This is a genomic window from Microbacterium sp. H6 (assembly GCF_003314775.1).
Taxonomy (GTDB): Bacteria; Actinomycetota; Actinomycetes; order Actinomycetales; family Microbacteriaceae; genus Microbacterium; species Microbacterium oxydans.
The window spans coordinates 1-18,791 of sequence record NZ_QOAY01000301.1; the positions used below are offsets into that span (position 1 = coordinate 1).

Annotated in this window: 25 protein-coding genes; 23 read left to right on the plus strand and 2 right to left on the minus strand. The window is 65.2% G+C overall.

Going from position 1 to position 18,791, the window contains the following annotated elements; all coding sequences use genetic code 11:
- The 16 genes from DSP71_RS19325 to DSP71_RS19395 form a co-directional block, all read left to right on the plus strand.
- The coding region (locus DSP71_RS19325; protein WP_147251407.1) for a helix-turn-helix domain-containing protein at positions 1-1,138 on the plus strand (1,138 nt) is incomplete at its 5' end.
- Positions 1,139-1,495: 357 nt separating this feature from the next.
- Positions 1,496-1,714: a hypothetical protein gene (locus tag DSP71_RS19330; RefSeq protein WP_113681848.1), complete on the plus strand. Its 219-nt coding sequence runs from the start codon at positions 1,496-1,498 to the stop codon at positions 1,712-1,714.
- Positions 1,715-1,790: 76 nt separating this feature from the next.
- The gene (locus tag DSP71_RS19335; protein WP_181800786.1) at positions 1,791-3,158 is read left to right on the plus strand and encodes a ParB N-terminal domain-containing protein; all 1,368 of its coding nucleotides are present in this window, start codon (positions 1,791-1,793) and stop codon (positions 3,156-3,158) included.
- Positions 3,159-3,212: 54 nt separating this feature from the next.
- On the plus strand, positions 3,213-3,431 hold the full coding sequence (locus DSP71_RS19340; RefSeq protein ID WP_113681850.1) for a hypothetical protein: 219 nt from the start codon (positions 3,213-3,215) through the stop codon (positions 3,429-3,431).
- An 88-nt stretch (positions 3,432-3,519) separates the two neighbouring features.
- Positions 3,520-4,458: a DUF3560 domain-containing protein gene (locus DSP71_RS19345; RefSeq protein WP_113681851.1), complete on the plus strand. Its 939-nt coding sequence runs from the start codon at positions 3,520-3,522 to the stop codon at positions 4,456-4,458.
- 436 nt (positions 4,459-4,894) lie between these two features.
- Complete coding sequence (nrdH, locus tag DSP71_RS19350; RefSeq protein WP_067117713.1) at positions 4,895-5,140, plus strand: glutaredoxin-like protein NrdH; 246 nt, start codon at positions 4,895-4,897, stop codon at positions 5,138-5,140.
- Positions 5,141-5,143: 3 nt separating this feature from the next.
- The gene (locus tag DSP71_RS19355) at positions 5,144-5,380 is read left to right on the plus strand and encodes a hypothetical protein (RefSeq protein ID WP_067117711.1); all 237 of its coding nucleotides are present in this window, start codon (positions 5,144-5,146) and stop codon (positions 5,378-5,380) included.
- 102 nt (positions 5,381-5,482) lie between these two features.
- On the plus strand, positions 5,483-5,929 hold the full coding sequence (locus tag DSP71_RS19360) for a single-stranded DNA-binding protein (RefSeq protein WP_067117708.1): 447 nt from the start codon (positions 5,483-5,485) through the stop codon (positions 5,927-5,929).
- Between the two features lie 26 nt (positions 5,930-5,955).
- Positions 5,956-6,291 (plus strand): hypothetical protein, encoded by a 336-nt coding sequence (locus DSP71_RS22565; protein ID WP_171011028.1) that lies wholly within the window; start codon positions 5,956-5,958, stop codon positions 6,289-6,291.
- On the plus strand, positions 6,288-7,079 hold the full coding sequence (locus DSP71_RS19365; protein WP_181800787.1) for a ParA family protein: 792 nt from the start codon (positions 6,288-6,290) through the stop codon (positions 7,077-7,079). The genes DSP71_RS22565 and DSP71_RS19365 overlap by 4 nt, the downstream gene beginning before the upstream one ends.
- Before the next feature lie 41 nt (positions 7,080-7,120).
- On the plus strand, positions 7,121-7,723 hold the full coding sequence (locus DSP71_RS19370; protein ID WP_113681853.1) for a hypothetical protein: 603 nt from the start codon (positions 7,121-7,123) through the stop codon (positions 7,721-7,723).
- Between the two features lie 72 nt (positions 7,724-7,795).
- Positions 7,796-8,383 (plus strand): thermonuclease family protein, encoded by a 588-nt coding sequence (locus DSP71_RS19375; protein ID WP_113681854.1) that lies wholly within the window; start codon positions 7,796-7,798, stop codon positions 8,381-8,383.
- Between the two features lie 14 nt (positions 8,384-8,397).
- Positions 8,398-8,871 carry a hypothetical protein gene (locus DSP71_RS19380; protein WP_067117693.1) on the plus strand — a complete coding sequence of 158 codons (474 nt, stop codon included), beginning with the start codon at positions 8,398-8,400 and terminating at the stop codon, positions 8,869-8,871.
- Between the two features lie 235 nt (positions 8,872-9,106).
- Complete coding sequence (locus DSP71_RS19385; RefSeq protein ID WP_067117690.1) at positions 9,107-9,325, plus strand: hypothetical protein; 219 nt, start codon at positions 9,107-9,109, stop codon at positions 9,323-9,325.
- 47 nt (positions 9,326-9,372) lie between these two features.
- Complete coding sequence (locus DSP71_RS19390; protein ID WP_067117869.1) at positions 9,373-9,846, plus strand: hypothetical protein; 474 nt, start codon at positions 9,373-9,375, stop codon at positions 9,844-9,846.
- A 62-nt stretch (positions 9,847-9,908) separates the two neighbouring features.
- Positions 9,909-10,853 (plus strand): zeta toxin family protein, encoded by a 945-nt coding sequence (locus tag DSP71_RS19395; protein WP_067117686.1) that lies wholly within the window; start codon positions 9,909-9,911, stop codon positions 10,851-10,853.
- 169 nt (positions 10,854-11,022) lie between these two features.
- Here the strand turns inward: DSP71_RS19395 and DSP71_RS19400 are convergent, their stop codons facing one another.
- Positions 11,023-11,307 (minus strand): hypothetical protein, encoded by a 285-nt coding sequence (locus DSP71_RS19400; RefSeq protein ID WP_067117683.1) that lies wholly within the window; start codon positions 11,305-11,307, stop codon positions 11,023-11,025.
- Between the two features lie 138 nt (positions 11,308-11,445).
- Between DSP71_RS19400 and DSP71_RS19405 the strand changes: the two genes are divergently transcribed.
- The 3 genes from DSP71_RS19405 to DSP71_RS19415 are packed head-to-tail and all read left to right on the plus strand — an operon-like array spanning position 11,446 to position 14,314.
- Positions 11,446-11,844, plus strand: coding sequence for a MobC family plasmid mobilization relaxosome protein (locus DSP71_RS19405; RefSeq protein ID WP_082914299.1), 399 nt, complete (start codon positions 11,446-11,448; stop codon positions 11,842-11,844).
- Between the two features lie 26 nt (positions 11,845-11,870).
- Positions 11,871-13,415, plus strand: coding sequence for a relaxase/mobilization nuclease domain-containing protein (locus DSP71_RS19410; protein WP_181800788.1), 1,545 nt, complete (start codon positions 11,871-11,873; stop codon positions 13,413-13,415).
- An 11-nt stretch (positions 13,416-13,426) separates the two neighbouring features.
- Complete coding sequence (locus DSP71_RS19415; protein ID WP_067117675.1) at positions 13,427-14,314, plus strand: hypothetical protein; 888 nt, start codon at positions 13,427-13,429, stop codon at positions 14,312-14,314.
- 95 nt (positions 14,315-14,409) lie between these two features.
- On the opposite strand, the gene DSP71_RS19420 is transcribed toward DSP71_RS19415, so the two are convergent.
- The gene (locus DSP71_RS19420; RefSeq protein WP_067117672.1) at positions 14,410-14,745 is read right to left on the minus strand and encodes a hypothetical protein; all 336 of its coding nucleotides are present in this window, start codon (positions 14,743-14,745) and stop codon (positions 14,410-14,412) included.
- 1,176 nt (positions 14,746-15,921) lie between these two features.
- Between DSP71_RS19420 and DSP71_RS21740 the strand changes: the two genes are divergently transcribed.
- The 4 genes from DSP71_RS21740 to DSP71_RS19435 all read left to right on the plus strand — a co-directional run bounded on the left by DSP71_RS21740 (position 15,922) and on the right by DSP71_RS19435 (position 18,644).
- Complete coding sequence (locus DSP71_RS21740; protein WP_147251408.1) at positions 15,922-16,536, plus strand: hypothetical protein; 615 nt, start codon at positions 15,922-15,924, stop codon at positions 16,534-16,536.
- 224 nt (positions 16,537-16,760) lie between these two features.
- The gene (locus DSP71_RS19425) at positions 16,761-17,321 is read left to right on the plus strand and encodes an antitoxin Xre/MbcA/ParS toxin-binding domain-containing protein (protein WP_067117669.1); all 561 of its coding nucleotides are present in this window, start codon (positions 16,761-16,763) and stop codon (positions 17,319-17,321) included.
- A gap of 55 nt (positions 17,322-17,376) precedes the next feature.
- The gene (locus DSP71_RS19430; protein WP_181800789.1) at positions 17,377-17,958 is read left to right on the plus strand and encodes an RES family NAD+ phosphorylase; all 582 of its coding nucleotides are present in this window, start codon (positions 17,377-17,379) and stop codon (positions 17,956-17,958) included.
- Positions 17,959-18,167: 209 nt separating this feature from the next.
- Positions 18,168-18,644 (plus strand): hypothetical protein, encoded by a 477-nt coding sequence (locus DSP71_RS19435; RefSeq protein ID WP_067117662.1) that lies wholly within the window; start codon positions 18,168-18,170, stop codon positions 18,642-18,644.
- Positions 18,645-18,791: the final 147 nt, after the last annotated feature.

Consider the following 18,791-nt stretch of genomic DNA (forward strand, 5'->3'; position numbering starts at 1 on the left):
GCTCGCACGCACCGCCCCCGCCCTCGAGCACGCACGCACGCGCCGCCACGCCGGCACCCGCGTGCCGCGCACCGAGGCGGGACAGCGACACGTCATCGATGGGGCCTGGCGAATGGCCGTCTACTACGCCGCCGCGAACCCCTCTAACGGTCAGGGCGACGACCCCACCTTCCCCCAGCGAGAAAATCACGTCGTCGCAGCCCTCACACGCGTCCAGGAGCGCGCTGACGCGCTCCCCGGTATGTGGGGAGCCGACCGCGGCTCCACGGCCCACAGGGCCGCACGAGGCTCCGCGGCGCACCGCGCCATTCTCGACGCCCTCTGCCTGTACATGGCACAAGCCGTCTCACTCGATATCGAGGCCGACATCCGCCGCCTGGCACTGGAGACCGGCTGGTGCCGCCAGACAGCCCACAACGCCCTCCGCGCGCTGCAGGACGCCGGCTGGATCCGGCGCACCGCCCAGGCCGAAGGCGAGCACGGGGCCCGGTACACCCTCTCCGAAAAGTTCTCCACAGATCCTCACGAACCCGATTTGTCACAAGGGCGTATGCCCCCCGCCCGCACCGCCCTCCTCCGTGAGCTGACCCTGAGAACTACCGCACTCAACCAGGACATCTACGCAGCTCCCGGCTCTCTCGGACGTGCCGCCGGCTACCTCCACCTCCAACTGCTGCCCGGAGGTTCCTGGACTGTGGCAGATCTCACCCTCCGCACCGGATTCACCGCTGCCTCCGTCCGCCGTCTGCTGCACCGTCTGCACAGCCACGGACTCGTCCGCCTCGTCGACGGCTCCTGGACGGCGGCCGACGACGTCGACCCGCAGCCGATCGCTGTCCGCCTCTTCGTCGACGGGTACCTGGCCGATCGCGCGAGGCGGTACGACGTCGAGCGGATCGTGTGGGCGAAGTGGCGGCTGATCATGCATGAGGAGCACCAGGCGCATCGCAAGAGGCGTCGAGGCCGACGCGCTCACCCGAGCGCTCTGCAGCTGCCCGGTCAGTCTGTCCACGAACGCGTGGGATACCCACGCGGACCGAACCAGCGGTACGACCACAAGACCGCACGTCGACTCGAAGCGGCCCGGCTCAACGCGCGCGACCTGGCCACGTTCCTCGAGGCGCAGCTCACCGGATGACCCGAACGGCTCTCCCAGCTCGAGGCGAGGGCTACGCCCTCGTGGAGGCCGGACGCACGCGGCCGCTGTCTGGCGCCGGTGGCGCCACATTTTCGCCATAGAGCCTGTGGCATTGTGCGGTCGGTCAGCCCCGAGCGCGAGAGCTTTCGCGGCATATCCTCCCTCGCTGCGCTCAGTCCGGTATTCCACGGTCTCTCGCGCTCAGAACAGCCCTCCCTAGTCGGCACGGAGTGCCTCCACGGCGAAAAAACGTGGGGGAGGAAGAGAAGACGGGCCGAGGCCCTCTCGCTCCGCTAGGGCAAGGGCCGAGGGCCCCTGCACCCGAATATCGGACACCAGTCCAGAAAGAAGGTCACCATGAGCGCTACCCGGCTCGACGCATCCACCACATTCTGCGACACCTTCGCAAACGCCGACCTGGCCCGAGAGACGGCCATGAGCCTGAACTGTGGCGAAGTCGACGCTCTAGCCACGCTGCTCGAAGCGCACGGCTACCCCGCATCCGCCGACTACTGGGTGCAGTGCCACAGCGAAGGACACGACGAAGGAGACGAAGAACACCCTAGACAGCATTGACCAACTAGACTATACTGATAGTAACAACACGGCAGACCAACGGGACTTACCACCCCACATGAACAAGGAGCACAGTATGACCACTGCAACAGCATCCGCCGGAGTCCTCGAACTTATCGACCCGCAGACCATCGACGTGGCGACCAACGTCCGCACGGCGGCAGAGGCAAGCCTGGACAAGGAATTCCTTGACAGCGTGAGCGCGAACGGCGTTCTTGTCCCCATCGTCGCAACCCGCGATGAGAACGGCGTGCACGTCCGCTACGGCCAGCGCCGCACCCTCGCCGCTCAGCAGGTCGGCCTACCGAGCGTGCCCGTCTACATCGTCGAGGCCGACGCCGCCGACGACGCGCAGCGCATCGTGGAACAGCTGGTGGAGAACGATCAGCGCCAGGCACTCACCGACGGCGACCGCATCCAGGCATACAAGGCCCTGGAACTCGAAGGACTCTCCGTCACCGCGATCGCCAAGCGCACCGGCACGAAGCGAGACAAGATCAAGACGGGCCTGACGGTCGCGGCCAGCGAAACCGGAACCCGCCTGATCGCGGAAACCGGAATGACCCTGGACCAGGCCGCAACACTGATCGAGTTCGAAGACGCCCCCGACGTCGTCGCAACGCTGACCCGGATCGCAAACGAGGAGCCGGGATACTTCCCCCACGCCGTCCAGCGCGCCCGCGACGAGCGCGCCGCCGCTCAGGCCCGGGAAGCAGGCGAACAGGTCGAAGCCGCCAAGGGACACCGCATCCTCTCCGAAGCCCCCGCATGGGACGCCCGCACCCCCTACCGCCTCGGTGACCTCCGCACGAGCGAGGGCGAGCGGGTGAGCGTCGACGAGATCCAGGGGAAAGACGGCGTGGCCGTCTACGTGTGCGGACAGCGCGACGGAAACCACCAGGTGAATTACTACGTCGACGAGCCGGAAACCCTCGGTTACACCGTCGTCGACGACGGCATGGGCCGCAAGGCCGGACCGATGACCGACGAGGAGAAGGCAGAGCGCAAGCAGCTGATCGCCAACAACAAGGACTGGGATGCCGCCGAGAGCGTGCGCCGGGAATGGCTCGCCCAGTTCCTCGGGCGCAAGACGCTCCCCAAGGACTCCGCACAAGTCATCGCCCGAAGCCTCACCGAAGCGCGCTACCTGGTCGCCGGGGAACTGAGCGGGAACGCCCTCGCGGCCGACCTTCTCGGCGTCGAGCCGGTATCGGGCTATTACGGCGACCGGTTCGCGGACTTCCTCGCCGCGCACCCGACCAAGGCGGGCCACGTCACCCTGGCAATCGTCCTCGGCGGCATCGAGGCCAGCACCGGGCGCACCACCTGGCGGAGTCCGCGACCGGAGACGGCACACTACCTGCAGACCCTCGCAGGCTGGGGCTACACCCTCTCCCCCGTCGAGCAGATCGCCGCCATGGTCGAGAGCACCGACACCCCGTAGTGAGACTCGGTGGGGTGGGTCACAGGCCCGCCCCACCCTAACCAGGAGGCACCCATGAGCACCCGCATTCTCGTCACCTACAAGGGCGAAACCGGATATCTCCACAGCGAAACCGGGATCGATCTGCGCACCCGCTACGGCGTCACATTCGACGAGACCCGCACCGGCACTTACCGCAACCGCGCACGAGCGCAGCGCGTCGCCGACAAGATCGCCCACCGATTCGAGCGCGTCGAGCTCGAAGACATCGAAGATCACTCAGACACAGACTAGACAGTATTGACCAACTAGACTATACTGATAGTAACAACACGGCAGACCAACGGGACTTACCACCCCACATGAACAAGGAGCACACGCCATGCTGACGATCACCCACACGCATGAAGCCGGAACCATCATCGAGGGAACCGCCAAGGGCGACGGAACCGCCGCAATCCTCAAGGCCAACCGCTGGCGCTGGGGTCGGAGCATCGGCGCATGGTTCGTCCCGAACAGCCGCGACCGGCTCCCCCAGGATCACATCATCACCCGCACCGCCGCCGCGCTAGAGGCCGCAGGGTTCGAGCTGGCACCACTGGAGATCGACCGCACGACCCGGAGCACCGCCGAAGTCGAGGCCGCGAAGATCGCCCGCCAGGCCGACCGCGCTGCAGCACTCGACGCCAAGGCCGAGCGGAAGGCCGCGAACTCTGACGCCGCATGGGAGAAGCACATGCGCGACGTGGGAAGCCTGCCCGAGGGCGGCGAGCCGATCAAGGTGGGCCACCACTCTGAGCGCCGCCACCGCAACGCGATCGACAAGGCGCACAACAGCATGCGGCGCAGCATCGACGCCCACAACGACGCCGAGGAAGCCGCCCGCCGCGCCGACGCAGCGGCCGCAGCGACCGACGCCCGCTACAACCCGGTGACCGTGGCGAACCGCATCGAGAAGATCGGCGCAGATATCCGCCGCTACGAGCGCCAGATCATCGCTGATGTGTACGACCCGGAGAAGGGCTACCGCCCCGCGACCGACGAGCAGAAGGCCAAGAGGGCAGAGCACTACGCGCCCAAGCTCGACGAGCTGCGCGACCAGCTCGCCTACTGGGAGCAGGTACGCGCCGACCAGATCGCCACCGGCAAGGCCACCGGCTACAGCCGCGACACGATCGCCAAAGGTGACGCCGTGAAGATCCGCGGCCACTGGGCCAAGGTCGCCCGCGTCAACGCCAAGACGGTCAGCGTCGAGACGCCCTACAGCTGGACCGACCGCGCACCATACGCCGAGATCCAGGACCACCAGCCCGCCGCCTGACGCAGTCAGGCCCGGTTCCCCAATGGGGAAGCCGGGCCTGACATCAACACGGCGACCGGTTACCACACCGGAAGCACACCGTAATTCTACAGCCGCACAGGCCCGCCGTGCCCCTATCGGGGCGCGAGGGGAGCAACCCCCTCACACTCCCCCGCCGGGGCCGCTACGCGGCCAGGAGTGGCCCTGACGGGCCACCAGGCTCTAAGAGCTTCGGGCATCGTTCCTGCCGCTCCATCATTGCCGCCGCGGTCCTCCACACAAGCCCCTGCGGGGCCGGCTCCTCCAAGATTTTCGCCACGCGGTCGCTACGCTCCCTCACATCGCGACGAAATTCTCTCCCCCCACCGCCTAGCGGTTGTGTTCCGGCCCTGCTGCTGCGGCACTGCTCCGCTTATCAGGAACGAGCCAGCGAATTGATCGAGAAGGGACAAGGGACATGATCGAAAACGAGCTGCGGGTGTACAGTAAGCCGAACTGCGTCCAGTGCAACGCCACGTATAGGGCGCTCGACGCCAAGAACATTCCCTATCGCGTCGTGGACCTCAGCGAGGACGACGCTGCGCTCGAGTACGTCAAGGAACTCGGCTACGCACAGGCGCCCGTCGTGGTCGTCGACGACGAGGATCACTGGAGCGGTTTCCGTCCTGATCACATCGAGCGCGTCGCCGCTCACATGGGCTGAGCGATGGACGAGGAGCAGAGAGACGAGCGCGGCCCGGTGTCGTGGGAGTCCTTCAACTGGATGCGGCAAGAGATCATCCGGCTCACCAGCGAGAACGCGCAGCTGCAGCGGGACGTTGACCTTTGGCAGTGGCAGGCGAATCACTGGTACATGAAGGCCAACTACTCCCCCGAGCAGCTCGCGGAGTTTGCACGCAAGCGGGCTCAGCTCGACGTGCCGACTGATGACGCACCAGAGTGACCAGAAAACACGTGATATGAACTAGACCACATTGACCAACTAGGCTAGACTGACAGTAACAACACGGCGGACCAACACCACCAACCACAAGGAGCAGAACCCATGTCGACCATCACCTTCGCCGGCAACCTCACCGCGGATCCCGAGCTGCGCTACACGCAGAACGGCCGCCCCGTGGTCCACTTCACCATCATCGAGAACCGACAGCGCCGAACGCCCGACGGAGGATTCGAAGACGCCGAGCCCAACGCGTTCCGCGTCGAAGCCTGGGGTGAGCAGGCCGAGAACGTCGCGGCCTCGTCCCACAAGGGAGATCGACTGACGATCGAGGGACGCATCGAAACCAACCGGTGGACCGATAAGGGCACCGAGCAGGAGCGCACCGCGCAGCAGGTCACCGCCGTTGAGGTGGGATTCAGCCTCAAGTACCACACGGTCACCGCGAAGAAGGCCGAGCGCAAGACCGCAGCGGGGGAGCAGGGCAATCAGAGCGACCAGGCCGGCTCATGGGAAGTCGCCGACATCCCCAACAGCGACACCCCGTTCTGAACCCCGCCTGAGACGAAGGAGAAAACATGATTGTTCAAGGATTCCTGGCTTGGGGCATCTGGGCCTGGGTGCTGATCGTCGTCGGCTGGCTCGTGCTCTGCGGGCTGGTGACCGTGATCATCGTTGGTATCTACAGGCTGCGGGAACTGATCAAGGAGCTGCGCGACGCTAAGGCGGAAGAAGACGCCCGTCCCGAACGCTCCGCACCCCGCGCGAACCTCATCCAGTGGGCAGGCCACGAAGACACCCGCGATCGGATCATGGACTACGCCGACCGCAAGAAGGTGTCCGTCAACACGGCGCTGATCGAGACCGTGCAGCGCGGCATCGACCAGCTCGACCCTCAGGGAGACTCCAAGTGACCGTCTACACGCTCGCGATCCTCAAGGGAGGATCGGGCAAGACCACGACATCCGCAGACCTCGCGGCGGCGCTCGTGGCCATGGGGCGGCGTGTGCTGGCAATCGACCTCGACCAGCAGGGCAACCTCACCAAGCGCCTCGGCGTGACTGAAGACACGGAGTTGTCGGCGGTCGCAGCTGACGTGCTGGTCGGGGAAGCATCCGCGCTCGAGGCGGCCGTCCCGTCGCCGAGCGTGCCGGGTGTGAGCATTCTCGTCGGTAGTCAGGATCTCGCCTCTCTGGACCAGCGGCCCGAGATCATCACCTCGCTGCGCGACATGCCGGAGCTCGCCGACCACTGGGATGACGTCGTGATCGACACCCCGCCGGCATTGGGCCTCCTCACCCTCTCTGCCCTTGCGGCTGCAGACGTCGTGATCGCACCCGTCGAATGCGCGACCGAAGCGTATGACCAGCTCGGCAAGCTCAATGAATTCGTGGCGCAGCGCGTCGCACCCCGGCTGCACGTCGGGCAGCGCATCCACTGGATTGTGCCCACCAAGTACCGCCACGGGCGGCTGATCGATCGAGAGGTCGTAGAAGTGCTTACCGAGCAGTTCCCCGGCCGCGTCACCAGCCCCGTCCGCGAGGCAGTAGCCGCTAAAGACGCCTACACCGACGGCAAGCCCGTCAGCGTTTACGCGCCGGGCTCTGCGATCGCTGAGGACTACGCCCAGGCGCTCGCACCGATCATCGGGACTCCCGTTCCTGCGCGAAAGACCGCACCACCCGTGCCCGTCACCGCCTGACAAACAAAACAGCACTGACCAACCAGACCAAGGAGACAGCCATGGCACGTCGAAGCCTCCGCGACCGCAACGCGGCCGCGCTCGCGCACGAATTCTATGAACCCGTCGACGCGCCCGCCGAGGAAGCGCCGGCAGAGCCGCCCGCAGAGCCGGTCAACGAGGTCACGCCGGCGAGAGCGACGCCCGAGCGTCGGCCGACAGCGGCGCCGAAGAAGCGACCGCAGGCGGCTCCCGGCGACACGGACCGACTGGGCATCTACCTCACGCCCGACGAGTTCAATGGCGCTCGAGCGGCATATCTCGCCGACTGGACCAACGGGGGAGAGGCGGACACATTCGCCCGCTGGATCGCCGCAGCGCTCGACACACACGCGGCGCGGACTCCGAAGCAGCGTGCCACTCGGGGCGGCCTTCGAGGGCGCTCCGAGGAGCGCACCGGCTCCACACGGTCCTTCAACATCCCCACCGTCACCATGAAGCGGATGCGCGCGGCTATCACTGCCGATCAACAGGCCGGCCGCTGGCCATCCGACAGCGCATGGGCCGCCGAAGCCATCGGCATCGCCGTCGACGCTGCCCGAGCGGGTAACGGAGGAACGCTGCCGACCCCGCCAGAGCGCCTGCCGAACCGGCTCGTTCGCTAACCGCACACGATAGACCAACCAGACACGGCAGACCACCGGGACTTACCACCCCACATCGACAAGGAGCACATCGTGACGGACGAGAACAAACTCGGAAATCGGCCGGTGGTCACGCGGCGCCCGCCACGGCGCACGCGTGCGTTGATGATCACCACCGCTGGGCTCGCCGTGGCCCTCGTGTCGACGGCCGGTTGTACGCCGCAGGAACGCCCTGCAGAGACGCAGACAGTAGTGGCGGCCGCCGAGGCGGCCGAGGTTGTCGCCGTCGTCGACGGCGACACTATCGACGTCAAGACAAGCGCGGGGGAGTCTCGCGTCAGAATCATCGGCATCGATACGCCTGAGATCGGACGCGACGGCGCAGCGGGGGACTGCTACGCGATCGAGGCGCGCAACTTCCTAGACGAGCTGCTGTACGGCCGCAAGGTTGAGCTGCAGAGCGACAGCACGCAGGCCGACGTAGACGCGTACGGCCGGCTACTCCGCCACGTCGACGTCGACGGGCAGAGCGCCGCGGTGCTCGCGATCGCAGCTGGCACCGGCTACGAGTACACCTACGACAAGTCCTATGCGGGACAATCTGACCACCTGGCCGCGGAAGCGGCCGCCAGAGACGAACGCGTTGGGCTGTGGGGCGCCTGCCCCTCAGTGGACCGGTGAGGAAGGGAACGACCATGAACGCAGAGAACACGCCTGTGGATCCCCGCAACTTCACGACGGCGGCGACGCGCTTCGACGAGGCGTTGAGCGCATACCGGGCGGCGTCCGCCCGCGTCGACGACGCGCAGGCCGCGCTCGAAGCGCTCGAATGCCGAGCGCCGTTCGCCTACGCGGTCACTGGGCCCGATGGTGAAGAAGATGAGTACGTGATCGACGCGAAGTGCACGTACTCCCAGGGGCATGCGGGGGAGCACCGGGAGGACTTCGACGAGTCCGACGCAGCACCCGACAACTACGCGCAAGCCCTCGCCCGATTCCGCGATGAAGCAAACCGCGCAACTGACCTACGGGAGGACTGGGAGGACGCGGATGAAGCGCTCGACGAGCTGCGATGCAATCACGGCGGCCGCGGTGAGTGGCCATGCGTCCTCCGTCGAGGCCACGACGTCGCGCACGTGCACCCGAGTGAGATGCAGCTGATTCTCTGAGCAAGTGTCCACACGAATGGACACTCTGCGATCGACTGTCCACATGAGTGGACAGTCGAAGCGAAAGTTCCTTGATTCGTTGACGCCGGCGCCGCGTCCCACTTGGCACGGCGAGCCTGTTTCCACGGAGGATGCGGCCGCTGCGCTAGAGCGTGCCGTGGAGTTCAAGTGGGACGCGTATCGCGCACACCACGTTGTACGAGCGCAAGCGATCGCTGTGTTGACTGAGCAGGGGATGAGCGTTCGAGAGGTCGCACGGATGCTCAAGATCTCGAAATCGCTGGTCGCCAAGCAGCTGAAAGAGCCCTACTTCGAGCCGCCGCCCGAGCTTCGCGGATCGGACGACGATCGCGCCTCCCGCACTCGGGAGCTGGTGACCAGGGCATGGAACGGTCTGTGGCGAGCAGATCGAGACCCGGACTTCGGAACCGCCCGTCGCGATCAGTCGCTATAGCCGCTTCTATGATCCTCCTATAGACTGGGCTATAGGAGGTGGTGATCATGACTGTCATGGAGATCCCTGCTGAGGCGCGGGCTGCTGTTCGGGCTCGGCTGAGGAAGGAAATTGACGACCTGGACTATCGGCGTTCGTTGCGGATTCTGGGGGAGCGTGGGTACACGCAGGTGCGGATCGCGGGGTGGCTGGGGATTGCGCAGCCGTCGGTGACGAATGCGTTGAAGACGGCGACGAAGACGGCGCTGCCGCGAGAGGGTTTCTCGGGTGCATCGCCGTATGAGATCTGTCAGCGATATGCGGCCGGCTTCCTCGAGCGGGATCACCTGGTTGACGAGCTCACGCGGTGGCCGTATGCCCCGAGAGGGAAGACGAATCCCGAGCTCGAGCTTGACGATGTGATTGTTCACCCTGAGGGGTCGTGGGCTGAGGTCGAGCAGGCGAGCTATGCCGGACTGATCGATGACGAGATCTACGAAGAGGTCTTCGAGCGTCGTCACCCGCGAGCGGCGGCCGAGTGAGTCCGGCGGAAGCTGAGCGTCATATCGATCTGATTCGGCAGCTCTCCCGTCCGGGTGGGCCTGTGTCGAAGGATGCGCCGACGGCGACGATCAACAACCCCACATGGTGGGTCGACGGTGAGTTGACACCGCAGCGTGGGCGACTGTTTGGGCAGCTGCTCGCAGACGCAGCGGCGCGCTATCCGGACGCGCGGGGCGAGAGCAAGGCTCTGGTGCTCGCGGGGCCGCCCGGTGCCGGCAAGGGGAGCGTTGCGGATCGGGTGCTCGGAGCGTCGAAGTCGTCGTACGTGAACATCGATGCCGACGACTTCAAGGCCGCGCTGCTGCGCCAGTCGATCGCGGATGGATCGTACGAGTCATGGATCAAGCCGGCGGCCGTCCGCGACCTGGAGGTGGCGGGGGAGCGGCTCTACCCGATGGAGTTGGCGGCGCTCGTTCACGAAGAGTCGTCGGAGCTTGCGTCCGCGCAGCGGGCGCGGATGATGACCCGAGGGACGAATATCATCGTCGACACCGTGTTGGGCAGTGAGGCGTCCGCGGTCGAACTCGGCACACAGCTGGAGCGTGCCGGCTACAGCGTCCATGTTGTCGACGTGGAGGTGCCGTTCGAGGTCTCGGAGGAGCGCATCGTGCAGCGGTGGTCTGAGGCCATCACCGCGGCCGAGGCGGGGCAGGATCCACTCGGTGGCCGTTGGGTGCCGAGCGCGTATGCGCGTCCTCTCTTCGACACGGCGCACGGTCGTGCCCGCTCGCAGGATGCTGCAGCTCTGCTCGCGGAGAATCCGGCGGTTCAGCGATTCGAGCGTCATTTCACATCGATGGACGAGCACCGTTCTGCAATCGCGGAAGGGCGTCGGGCGCAGCCAGCGCGAGAGTTGAATCTGGCACGCCTGCACCCGGGCGGGCCGATGGTCGATGCCGCGTACATGAAGCGTGCGCCGACGGCGGCCGTTCGGAAACCCGGATCGCAGAAAGACCTAGGGCGCGGGGGACCGGAGCTGTCCTAAGCGCTCTTCTCCCTTACCCGATATCAAGCCGCCATACAGCAGAAAGGACCCTGTCAAGGGGGAGGCCGTGCCTCATCGCGTAGCGACGCGAAGCGCCCTTGACAGGGTCCTTTCTGCTGCGATGATCCGGCATCGGGTGAGGGGGAATGCGGATCGTGAGCCAGGCTGATTAGCCGTTCTGCTCGCTGTCTGAGGACGCGGCTGCGCTGCGACGTCGTGACGTCTTCGGCCCGGTCTCCGTGATCCCGAGCTTCTTCAACTCGGCCTCCGACCAGCCGTCACTGAGCGCGGCACGGTACAGGCGAGCGCTCTCCCTTTCGGACTCGGCAAGCTGTTCTCGCAGCGCCGCGGTGTCGTGCTGCGCACGGACGACGGCACGCACCGATTCGATGCGCTGATCCAGAAGCTCGCGCGCTTTGCGCTCGGCGGATTCAATCACGTGTTCGGCTGTCATAGCACAACTCTAGCAGGTATGATGAACGCATGGAACGGGAGCAAGCTAGAGACTTAGGTACCCTAAGTCGCTTGCCGGCATTGTGCCGGGCTGTTCCCAACGGGGTTGGGTCGTTGCACTGGGCAGGGGAGGAGAGTCATGGCTGACGCTCCTGTTCCGTCGCGTGTTCGCGGGCGGCGGCGGCGTGAGAACGCGCCGGGAGGCCGCCAGCACGTCCACAAGGTGGGCGTGACCGCGGAGGAGGAGGCGCTGCTGTTGCAGCGTGCGTTGGAGGCGGATGTCACCATTCCGCGCCTCATGGTTGAGGCTGCTCTTGCGGAGCATGGCGAGACGTCGACGGATCGTCGTCGGCTTGCGGCCGAGTTCTTCCATGCCCGTCGTCTTCTCGCGTCGTTGGCGAACAATGTGAACCAGATCGCGCGTGCGACGAACGCGGGGGAGCGGCCGGGGGATGAGCTGCATCATGCGTTGAGCGCGGTGCGTGAGGTGTCGGCGAAGATCGACGAGTTGCTGCCGCAGTTGGTGAGTTCGCGATGATGCCGAACATCACCCGGGGCGGGAGCATGCCGGGTTTGATCATGTACCTCCGTGGTCCGGGTCGGGCGAACGAGCACACGGCGCCGCACGTCGTCGCGGGGCACGATGTGATCATGGAGTTGGCCGGTCAGGGCGAGCTTTCGGCGGACGCGGGCTTGGACGTCGCGAACGCGCTCGACTTGCCGTCGAAGCTGTTCGGCACCGAGGTCACTGTGCCGGTGTGCGACGTCGACGAGGAGACCGGTGAGCGTTTCGCGACGGGGGAGCGGCGCGACGCTCACGTGTGGCACTGCTCGCTCAGCGTGAAGGCCGAAGAGGGCGAGCTGAGTGACGATCAGTGGTCCGCGATCGCGACCGATTTTGTCCGCGAGATGGGTTTTGTGGACGAGGAGGGCGAGCGGTCTTGCCGCTGGGTTGCAATCCGTCATGGCCTGTCCACAGCGGGTAACGACCACGTGCACATTGCGGTCAACTTGGTCCGCGAGGACGGCACCAAGGCGGACACGCATCGCGACTACGTGCGCGCACAGAAGATCGCCGGTGAGCTTGAAGTCAAGTACGGACTCGACGTCCTGGAGAGCCGACAGCAGAACGCCCGAACCCTCAGCGCGAACAAGCCGGCAGAGACCGCACGAGCCGCGCGCGAAGGCGAGGCGTACACGCAGCGCGACGAGCTGCGCCGACGCCTGCGCACGGTCGCAGCGAACTCGGACTCCGAGAAAGAATTCATCGCCGCCGCACGCAATGCCCGCGTGATCGTGCGCCCTCGATACGAGAAGGGCGGCACGGATCGCGTCGTCGGATACACCGCGGCGATGATCCCCACGAAGGCCGACGAGAAGCCCGTCTGGTACGCACCGTCCAAGCTGGATCGTTCGCTCGGTCTGCCCCAGCTGCGCTCCGGGTGGGAGCACACGAACGCGAGCGAGCTTGCCGCGGTGGATGCCTGGAAGGGTGCGGGCCGCGCCGCCCGGGTGCGCGGTTTTGACGCCCCCGAGAAGGTGAAGGCTGCGCCCGTCTCGGAGATCGCCCTGGCGCGTGTGGCAGGTCACGACACCGAGGCAGTGCGGCCGGGGGAGAGTGCCCCGGTGTTCAGCGCTGAGGCGGCGGCCGCGGATCTATCGGGCGTCTACGCGCACGCGTCTATGGCGCTCGAGCGTGGCACGCCGGGACCGCTCGCGGCCGCCTCTGACGAGTTCGCCCGCGTCGCTCAGGGGCAGCGCGGATCTGCCGTGCCGATGCGTCGTGCGCTCGATGCCGGCTACCAGATGCGGTTGATGGCGCGCGGCGCCGGCACCGACAGTAAGGCGGGGTGGATCGCTGTCATGCGACAGATGAATCGCGTTGCGAAGCGCATCGCAACTGTGCAGCACGAGCGCGGCGCGGCAGACAACGCAGCGGCCCTCCGCTCGAGCGCGGAGGCCGCGTTGAAGGCCGTACAGGAACGCATGCAGCGGACGACCGGACAGAGCGTTACGGGGGTGCCTGGATCTACGATCGGAGCACGACCCACGACGCAACAACGACCAATGAACCCAGGTCGCACCAGCGGCCCGGATCTCGGTAGATAGAGGGGGACACCATGAACGAACAGGAAGAGATTTTCCAGGCCGGCGACCAAGCCATTCGTGCCGGTCTCATGTCGCTCGGCCAGGTAGGCGAGCGCATCGCAGCGAAGAGCGCCGAGAAGGCGCGCCAGTCCCGCGAGCTCGACGAAGGCGCTGCACGTCTCGCAGAGCGCGCCCGTGTCGAGGCAGAACGAGCGGAACGCGACCAGGCCCGTCACCTCGAGCGGGCGCAGGCCGCGGGGGACCGTCAGGTCGATGTGGCGATCACCGTTGCACGCGACCAGGTGCGCCGCGACGGATGGTGGGCAGGAGCGGACGGAAACCGTGTGGCGACGCAGTTCTCCCTCCTCCAGCAGCTCGACGGAGACCCACGCGCGGCCGACGCCCGCGACATCATGCGCGAGCGGATCCGCGACCTCTACGGCGTCCACACGGACGAGATCGTGGCCAAGCACCCCACGAGCCCACTCGACCAGCACAACGCGCTCACGAACGCGATCGATGACTGGCGTGCAGCGCACCGTGAAGACGCCCTCGCGGAGGAAGAGCGCACGAAGGCTACCGAGGAAGAGATCTCCACCGGCGCCTCCGCTGAGGAGACTCAAGAGCACCTGGACGCGGCCGAGGAGCACGAAGAGCGCGCCGACACTCTCCGCGCTGATGGAGCCCAGGAGGAGCGTCAGGCCGACCTGTTCGAGGCCGAACAGCACCAGGACTTCACCGCCGACGTCGCCGCGGTGAAGGAGGCGAAGACGCAGGCAGGCAAGGCCCGGGCTGAGTCGGCCAGCGGTTACCCGCGCTCCGCGAACCAGGCTCTGAACGAGGGGCGGAAGAAGGGCGCGCCCAAGGCGCGCGTGAACCGCTCCCGCCAGGTGAAAGCCGGCACCGAACTCACTCGCTGACCGACGGTCGATGGAGGGCGTGATCACCATGGTGATCACGCCCTCCATTCTGTGCCGGGACGCTCGCCACCGCGCCATGAGTCGATCACAACGGGCTACGTCCAGGCCTCTGTCCGCTCGCTGATGCGCTGGCACGCCCCTTGCCAGATCCAGCACCGTAGAACCTCATCGTCGAGTGAGAGTTCGACCCCGACGGCATCCGCCGTCCATCGCCGCACCAGGACGGTGCACTGCACGTCCGTGTCCCCGAAGCGCAGCCAGGCGAGTCCCCAGAGCTTCTCCCGCTCCGGGACGATGGTCACGGGACTTCGGTCGAGCCGCAGTTGTTCATGCGTCAGGGAGTGCAGCGGACCGCGCTTGCGCGCCGCGCGCAGCTGGCTCTCTTCGAGCCGTTGCATTGACATGTGCGGGTAGCGCTTGTTCGTGCCCATCGGCGCACGATCACCTCCCACAGCGGTCCACGGAGTACCTTGCTATGGTAGTTCGTATGTTCTAATCTCGACGCTCGGGAAATAGCCGATAATCGCAATTATGTCAGTTCGGGTGGCCGGACTTCTCTCACAAGTGATCTACTGCGAACCGGCGGTCGGGAGTGATCCGTGATGCTTCGCGTCGAAGCCCTGCGATTGCCACGCTCGAATGATCGAGCTAGTCAGAATTGACCCCAGGTCTGGACAGTGCGTGACGCTCGCTACGTCAGGCCCACCAGCATTCATAAGAGGCGATGAACGTGCTCACCGCGCTAGATTGATCTGGTGGACTGGCCCTGGCGAAGAACGGCTCCCGCATCAAGTCCGTTTGTCTCGCAGATCAGCCAGCTCCTTCCAAGCCAGTTAGACCTCCTCGAAGCCCAGCTCGAGCGACAGGAGAGCGCGATGAGCACGCGCGTGTCGAACTCGAACACTCGCGCTGCAATACTCATCGGAGCGAGTGGAGTCCTTGGAGGGACAGAACTCGTCACAGCTTCTGGCGACCCGTGGATCAGCGGAGGAAATCTGATCCTGTACTTGCTTTCGGCCCTCTGCGGACTGAGGAGCATGCGTTCGCGTTTCGGGGAGCAGCCTGATCTGCCTGGCGCGATTGTCGAGTATGCGACCTTGAAGACGATCTGGCTGCGGCGCTCCCTGCTTGCAAGCCGAATATCAGCTCATGAGCTGTCCCGCAAGCAACTGAACCAAAGACACATCTGGCTGACGTCTGGCTTCGCTCTTCTTGTCCTAGCGTGGACAACGTCCGGCATCGGGACTATATATGGGGTAACTCATCCGGCACCCGCGGATACCGCAGTTTTCCAAGTTGATGGAGTCAAGAATGGCACAGAGCACCCCTAGCGACGACGATGGACGCAGCGACGGCGAAGTGAAGGTGATCACTCAGCAGGTGATCGAGCACTCGAAGCCCGCAGAGCCGCACATCGAGGGCTGATCCAATCAGACCACCTCATCCCGGGCCCGAAAGTTTTGCTCGAGATGAGCTTGACTGTCGCGCCCGGCGCTGGGGCGGGTCAAAGAGATTGATTACGATGGCGTCGATCCTCGAGGGCTCCCGACCGCACCGCAAGCGGACGAGCTGTCCGCTGCTGTGAGTCCACGTAGACTGCCGCCACTATGGAGCTATTGGACACGCTTGTCGGTGCGATTGTCGGTGCGCTCTTCGCGGTGGGAACCACAGCATGGTTTTTCCGTGCGGAGGGCCGACGAAACTACAACGGACGTCTCGACGATGCCCTGGTGGCGATCATGCGTGCAATCCCGGCGCGCGTCGAAGCCCTCGATTCGCACCAACGAGTTCTCGACGAGTACGAGAGGCGAGGAGGGGGCTCTCCCCCGCTCGCGCCGGGACCATATGAGATCGGCGTGCTACTTGAGGCTGCTCGCCTAGTTGCTCGTGATCCGGACACGAAGACGTTGGCCTCCGTGGCGGATGCTTTCTACTCCTTGACTGACCTGCAGCCACTAGCGCAGCGCGCTCGGCTGTCGCAGCTGTCCGAGCGCATTCGTCACTGGCGTCAGGGAGAACTCGGACCCACACCATGGAGCACCTTCTCCAAGATGGCTTTCGACATCGACGGGCGCACGGGCAAGACACCTCCACCCCCGTGGGACCTCAGCAATCGAATCGTGACCAACGCGGGATCAAGATACGCAGTCAAGGTAGAGGGGCAATCACGCCGGCGCTGGCGTCGCCTGTTCCGCAAGACTCCGCCGTCAGACGCACGCTGACCTTTTTGGCGAGACCCGGTCGGCGTGATGCGACGCATGCCGCCCTGACTGACGGGCGTCTCACAAGACGATCCCCAGCGGAGCCCCGCTCAAGAAGCACATCGACCGTGACGCCTTCTCTGTGAAACCTAGGAGAAAACCTTGACGCGACTTGACGCGACGTTGCGAATAGCGCATCCTGTAAAGGAGTCACCAAGAGAGCGGCTCCGAGAGAGAGCACTGAAATGTCTGCTGTCATCAATCGCCCAGAAACCAACGCGCTCGTTGATCACTTCGTCGATGCTCTGAGAGAGAATCTTGAGAACGGCGAACTGACACTCCCCACGAACGATGAGGAGTTGCGTGCCGCCGCGGTCGCCTCTGTTGCCACCATCGTGCAGAGCCAGCGCCCCCCAATCAGCGACCGGTTTGGCCGTTTCTTCACGAGCGAGACCGCTCGTCAAGCACTGAAGGGGATCTCCCGGCAGGCCCTCAAGAGCCGGACCGACAACAACCGCCTTCTGCGCGTCGAGACTGCGGATGGGAAGAAGATCTACCCAGAGCTGCAGTTCGATGGTGCCGGGTCGATAGTGCCGGGACTACCGAAGATTCTCCAGGTACTGCTCCCCGCCGCTGCGGATGAGTGGACGGTCCTGTATTGGCTCACGGCTCCGCTCGACGCCTTCGACGGCCGCACTGCGATTGACGTCCTCCGCGGTGCCGACACGCGCGACGCAAAGGCCATTCTGAGAATGGCGAAGGATGACGCGGCTGTTTGGCATGATGTCTCACATGGGGACGGATAGGTCGAAAAGCACTGTAGGAGCGCCTGGCCCTTCTTCCGAGTACGTGGGTTTCCCCGTGCTGAAACGGAAGAAGGGCCTGCGCGTTCATCGGGTACATGGGAGCGACCGAAAGTCCGGGGCGCCTCACAGCCCGTGGTTCTTCTCAAGCGGTCCGGGCCGTTTCAACCTGAAAGCGCCCCGCGGCACGCTCAACTGCGCTGAGAAAGCCGAGTGCGCGGTCCGGGAAGCGCTCGGCAAGACCCTCATGGGCGCGGCCGGAACCCTCGACCTGCCACGCTCGGCGGTAGCTGGCTGGCACTTGTCAGAGATGGAAGCGCCGGAACTCAAACTCGCCAACTTTACCGACCCGAAGGCCGGCATCTTTGGAGTCGTTCCCGGGGACATGGCGGCACCCAAAAAGAACTATAAGAAGACCCGCGCGTGGGCAGAAACGATCGCCGACGCCGGCCACGACGGCATCATCAACGTCAGTCGCTTCGCCGGCCCGAGCAAGTGCATCTTCATGTTTGGAGAAGCTGGTCAGCAGACACGCGGAAGCGTGCTGAACACGACCAATCTCGAGGATTACATCAGGTCTCAGATGCGGTGGGTGGTCCTCCATGACACTCCCCACTCGTCATCGCTCACCATCGTCTGACGGCGTGCCGGTCAGGGTCCAGGTCAACACATGTCGGCGGGGACGATTCGGACAATGCCTCTGGACGTCGACGACATGCTGCCGTTGACTTGCAGGTAGCTTGCCAGCGGCAAGGGCTGGTCACACCTGTCCAGGCACATGAGTGACAGTAAGAGGTAGGGCGCTGAGGCTTGAAACCATCCAGAATGCGAGCAGCTACGATCAGCGACATGGAGATCGCTGGGTTCGTCGTCGCTCTGGTCGCTGCCCTTGGGGCGGCCGTCGCCGCTTTGTACGCAGGCGGAGCAAACCGTCGCGCTGACGAAGCAAACAGGACTGCCGAGAAGGCGCTTGATCTTCAAGCGCGGATCGACGCTCGCGAACGTGAGTTCCGTGAGGTCATGTGGGAGTGCGATTACGCGCTCGACGACGCGGACAACATCGTGTTCCGCGTCCAGAACACTGGCTTCACTGACGCCCGCCAGGCGACCGCAGTGTTCTGGGCACCGAACGGCACACATGAGATCGTGCGCGCCGTCGGGGATGTAGCGGCTGGTGCATTTGCCGATGTCCGCGTCGAGACCGAGATGAGGGGCCAGTCCGCCGTCGAGGTGCTGCTATTAATGGATACGCCTTGGCGCATGCACTGGTCGAGTCCCCTTGGGCACGCTGAGACGTTCAAGTACTCCGGCCTTCAGCTCCACTGAGATGCTTGGCCTGCCGTAGGAGTCGAACGCTCACAGTTGCGACGTGTCAGCGGACCAGGGACGTGTCCGCAGCGGGGCGCTTAGCTCGTTCCACCACCGATCCGACGTCGATGGCCAGTGACAGTGGGATGCGCCGGAACTGTCATA

Coding starts and splice junctions, on each gene's coding strand:
- DSP71_RS19330 (WP_113681848.1), top strand. CDS start 1,496: ATGAGCGCTACCCGGCTCGACGCATCCACCACATTCTGCGACACCTTC.
- DSP71_RS19335 (WP_181800786.1), top strand. CDS start 1,791: ATGACCACTGCAACAGCATCCGCCGGAGTCCTCGAACTTATCGACCCG.
- DSP71_RS19340 (WP_113681850.1), top strand. CDS start 3,213: ATGAGCACCCGCATTCTCGTCACCTACAAGGGCGAAACCGGATATCTC.
- DSP71_RS19345 (WP_113681851.1), top strand. CDS start 3,520: ATGCTGACGATCACCCACACGCATGAAGCCGGAACCATCATCGAGGGA.
- nrdH (WP_067117713.1), top strand. CDS start 4,895: ATGATCGAAAACGAGCTGCGGGTGTACAGTAAGCCGAACTGCGTCCAG.
- DSP71_RS19355 (WP_067117711.1), top strand. CDS start 5,144: ATGGACGAGGAGCAGAGAGACGAGCGCGGCCCGGTGTCGTGGGAGTCC.
- DSP71_RS19360 (WP_067117708.1), top strand. CDS start 5,483: ATGTCGACCATCACCTTCGCCGGCAACCTCACCGCGGATCCCGAGCTG.
- DSP71_RS22565 (WP_171011028.1), top strand. CDS start 5,956: ATGATTGTTCAAGGATTCCTGGCTTGGGGCATCTGGGCCTGGGTGCTG.
- DSP71_RS19370 (WP_113681853.1), top strand. CDS start 7,121: ATGGCACGTCGAAGCCTCCGCGACCGCAACGCGGCCGCGCTCGCGCAC.
- DSP71_RS19380 (WP_067117693.1), top strand. CDS start 8,398: ATGAACGCAGAGAACACGCCTGTGGATCCCCGCAACTTCACGACGGCG.
- DSP71_RS19385 (WP_067117690.1), top strand. CDS start 9,107: ATGAGCGTTCGAGAGGTCGCACGGATGCTCAAGATCTCGAAATCGCTG.
- DSP71_RS19390 (WP_067117869.1), top strand. CDS start 9,373: ATGACTGTCATGGAGATCCCTGCTGAGGCGCGGGCTGCTGTTCGGGCT.
- DSP71_RS19400 (WP_067117683.1), bottom strand. CDS start 11,307: ATGACAGCCGAACACGTGATTGAATCCGCCGAGCGCAAAGCGCGCGAG.
- DSP71_RS19405 (WP_082914299.1), top strand. CDS start 11,446: ATGGCTGACGCTCCTGTTCCGTCGCGTGTTCGCGGGCGGCGGCGGCGT.
- DSP71_RS19410 (WP_181800788.1), top strand. CDS start 11,871: ATGCCGGGTTTGATCATGTACCTCCGTGGTCCGGGTCGGGCGAACGAG.
- DSP71_RS19415 (WP_067117675.1), top strand. CDS start 13,427: ATGAACGAACAGGAAGAGATTTTCCAGGCCGGCGACCAAGCCATTCGT.
- DSP71_RS19420 (WP_067117672.1), bottom strand. CDS start 14,745: ATGGGCACGAACAAGCGCTACCCGCACATGTCAATGCAACGGCTCGAA.
- DSP71_RS21740 (WP_147251408.1), top strand. CDS start 15,922: ATGGAGCTATTGGACACGCTTGTCGGTGCGATTGTCGGTGCGCTCTTC.
- DSP71_RS19425 (WP_067117669.1), top strand. CDS start 16,761: ATGTCTGCTGTCATCAATCGCCCAGAAACCAACGCGCTCGTTGATCAC.
- DSP71_RS19435 (WP_067117662.1), top strand. CDS start 18,168: ATGGAGATCGCTGGGTTCGTCGTCGCTCTGGTCGCTGCCCTTGGGGCG.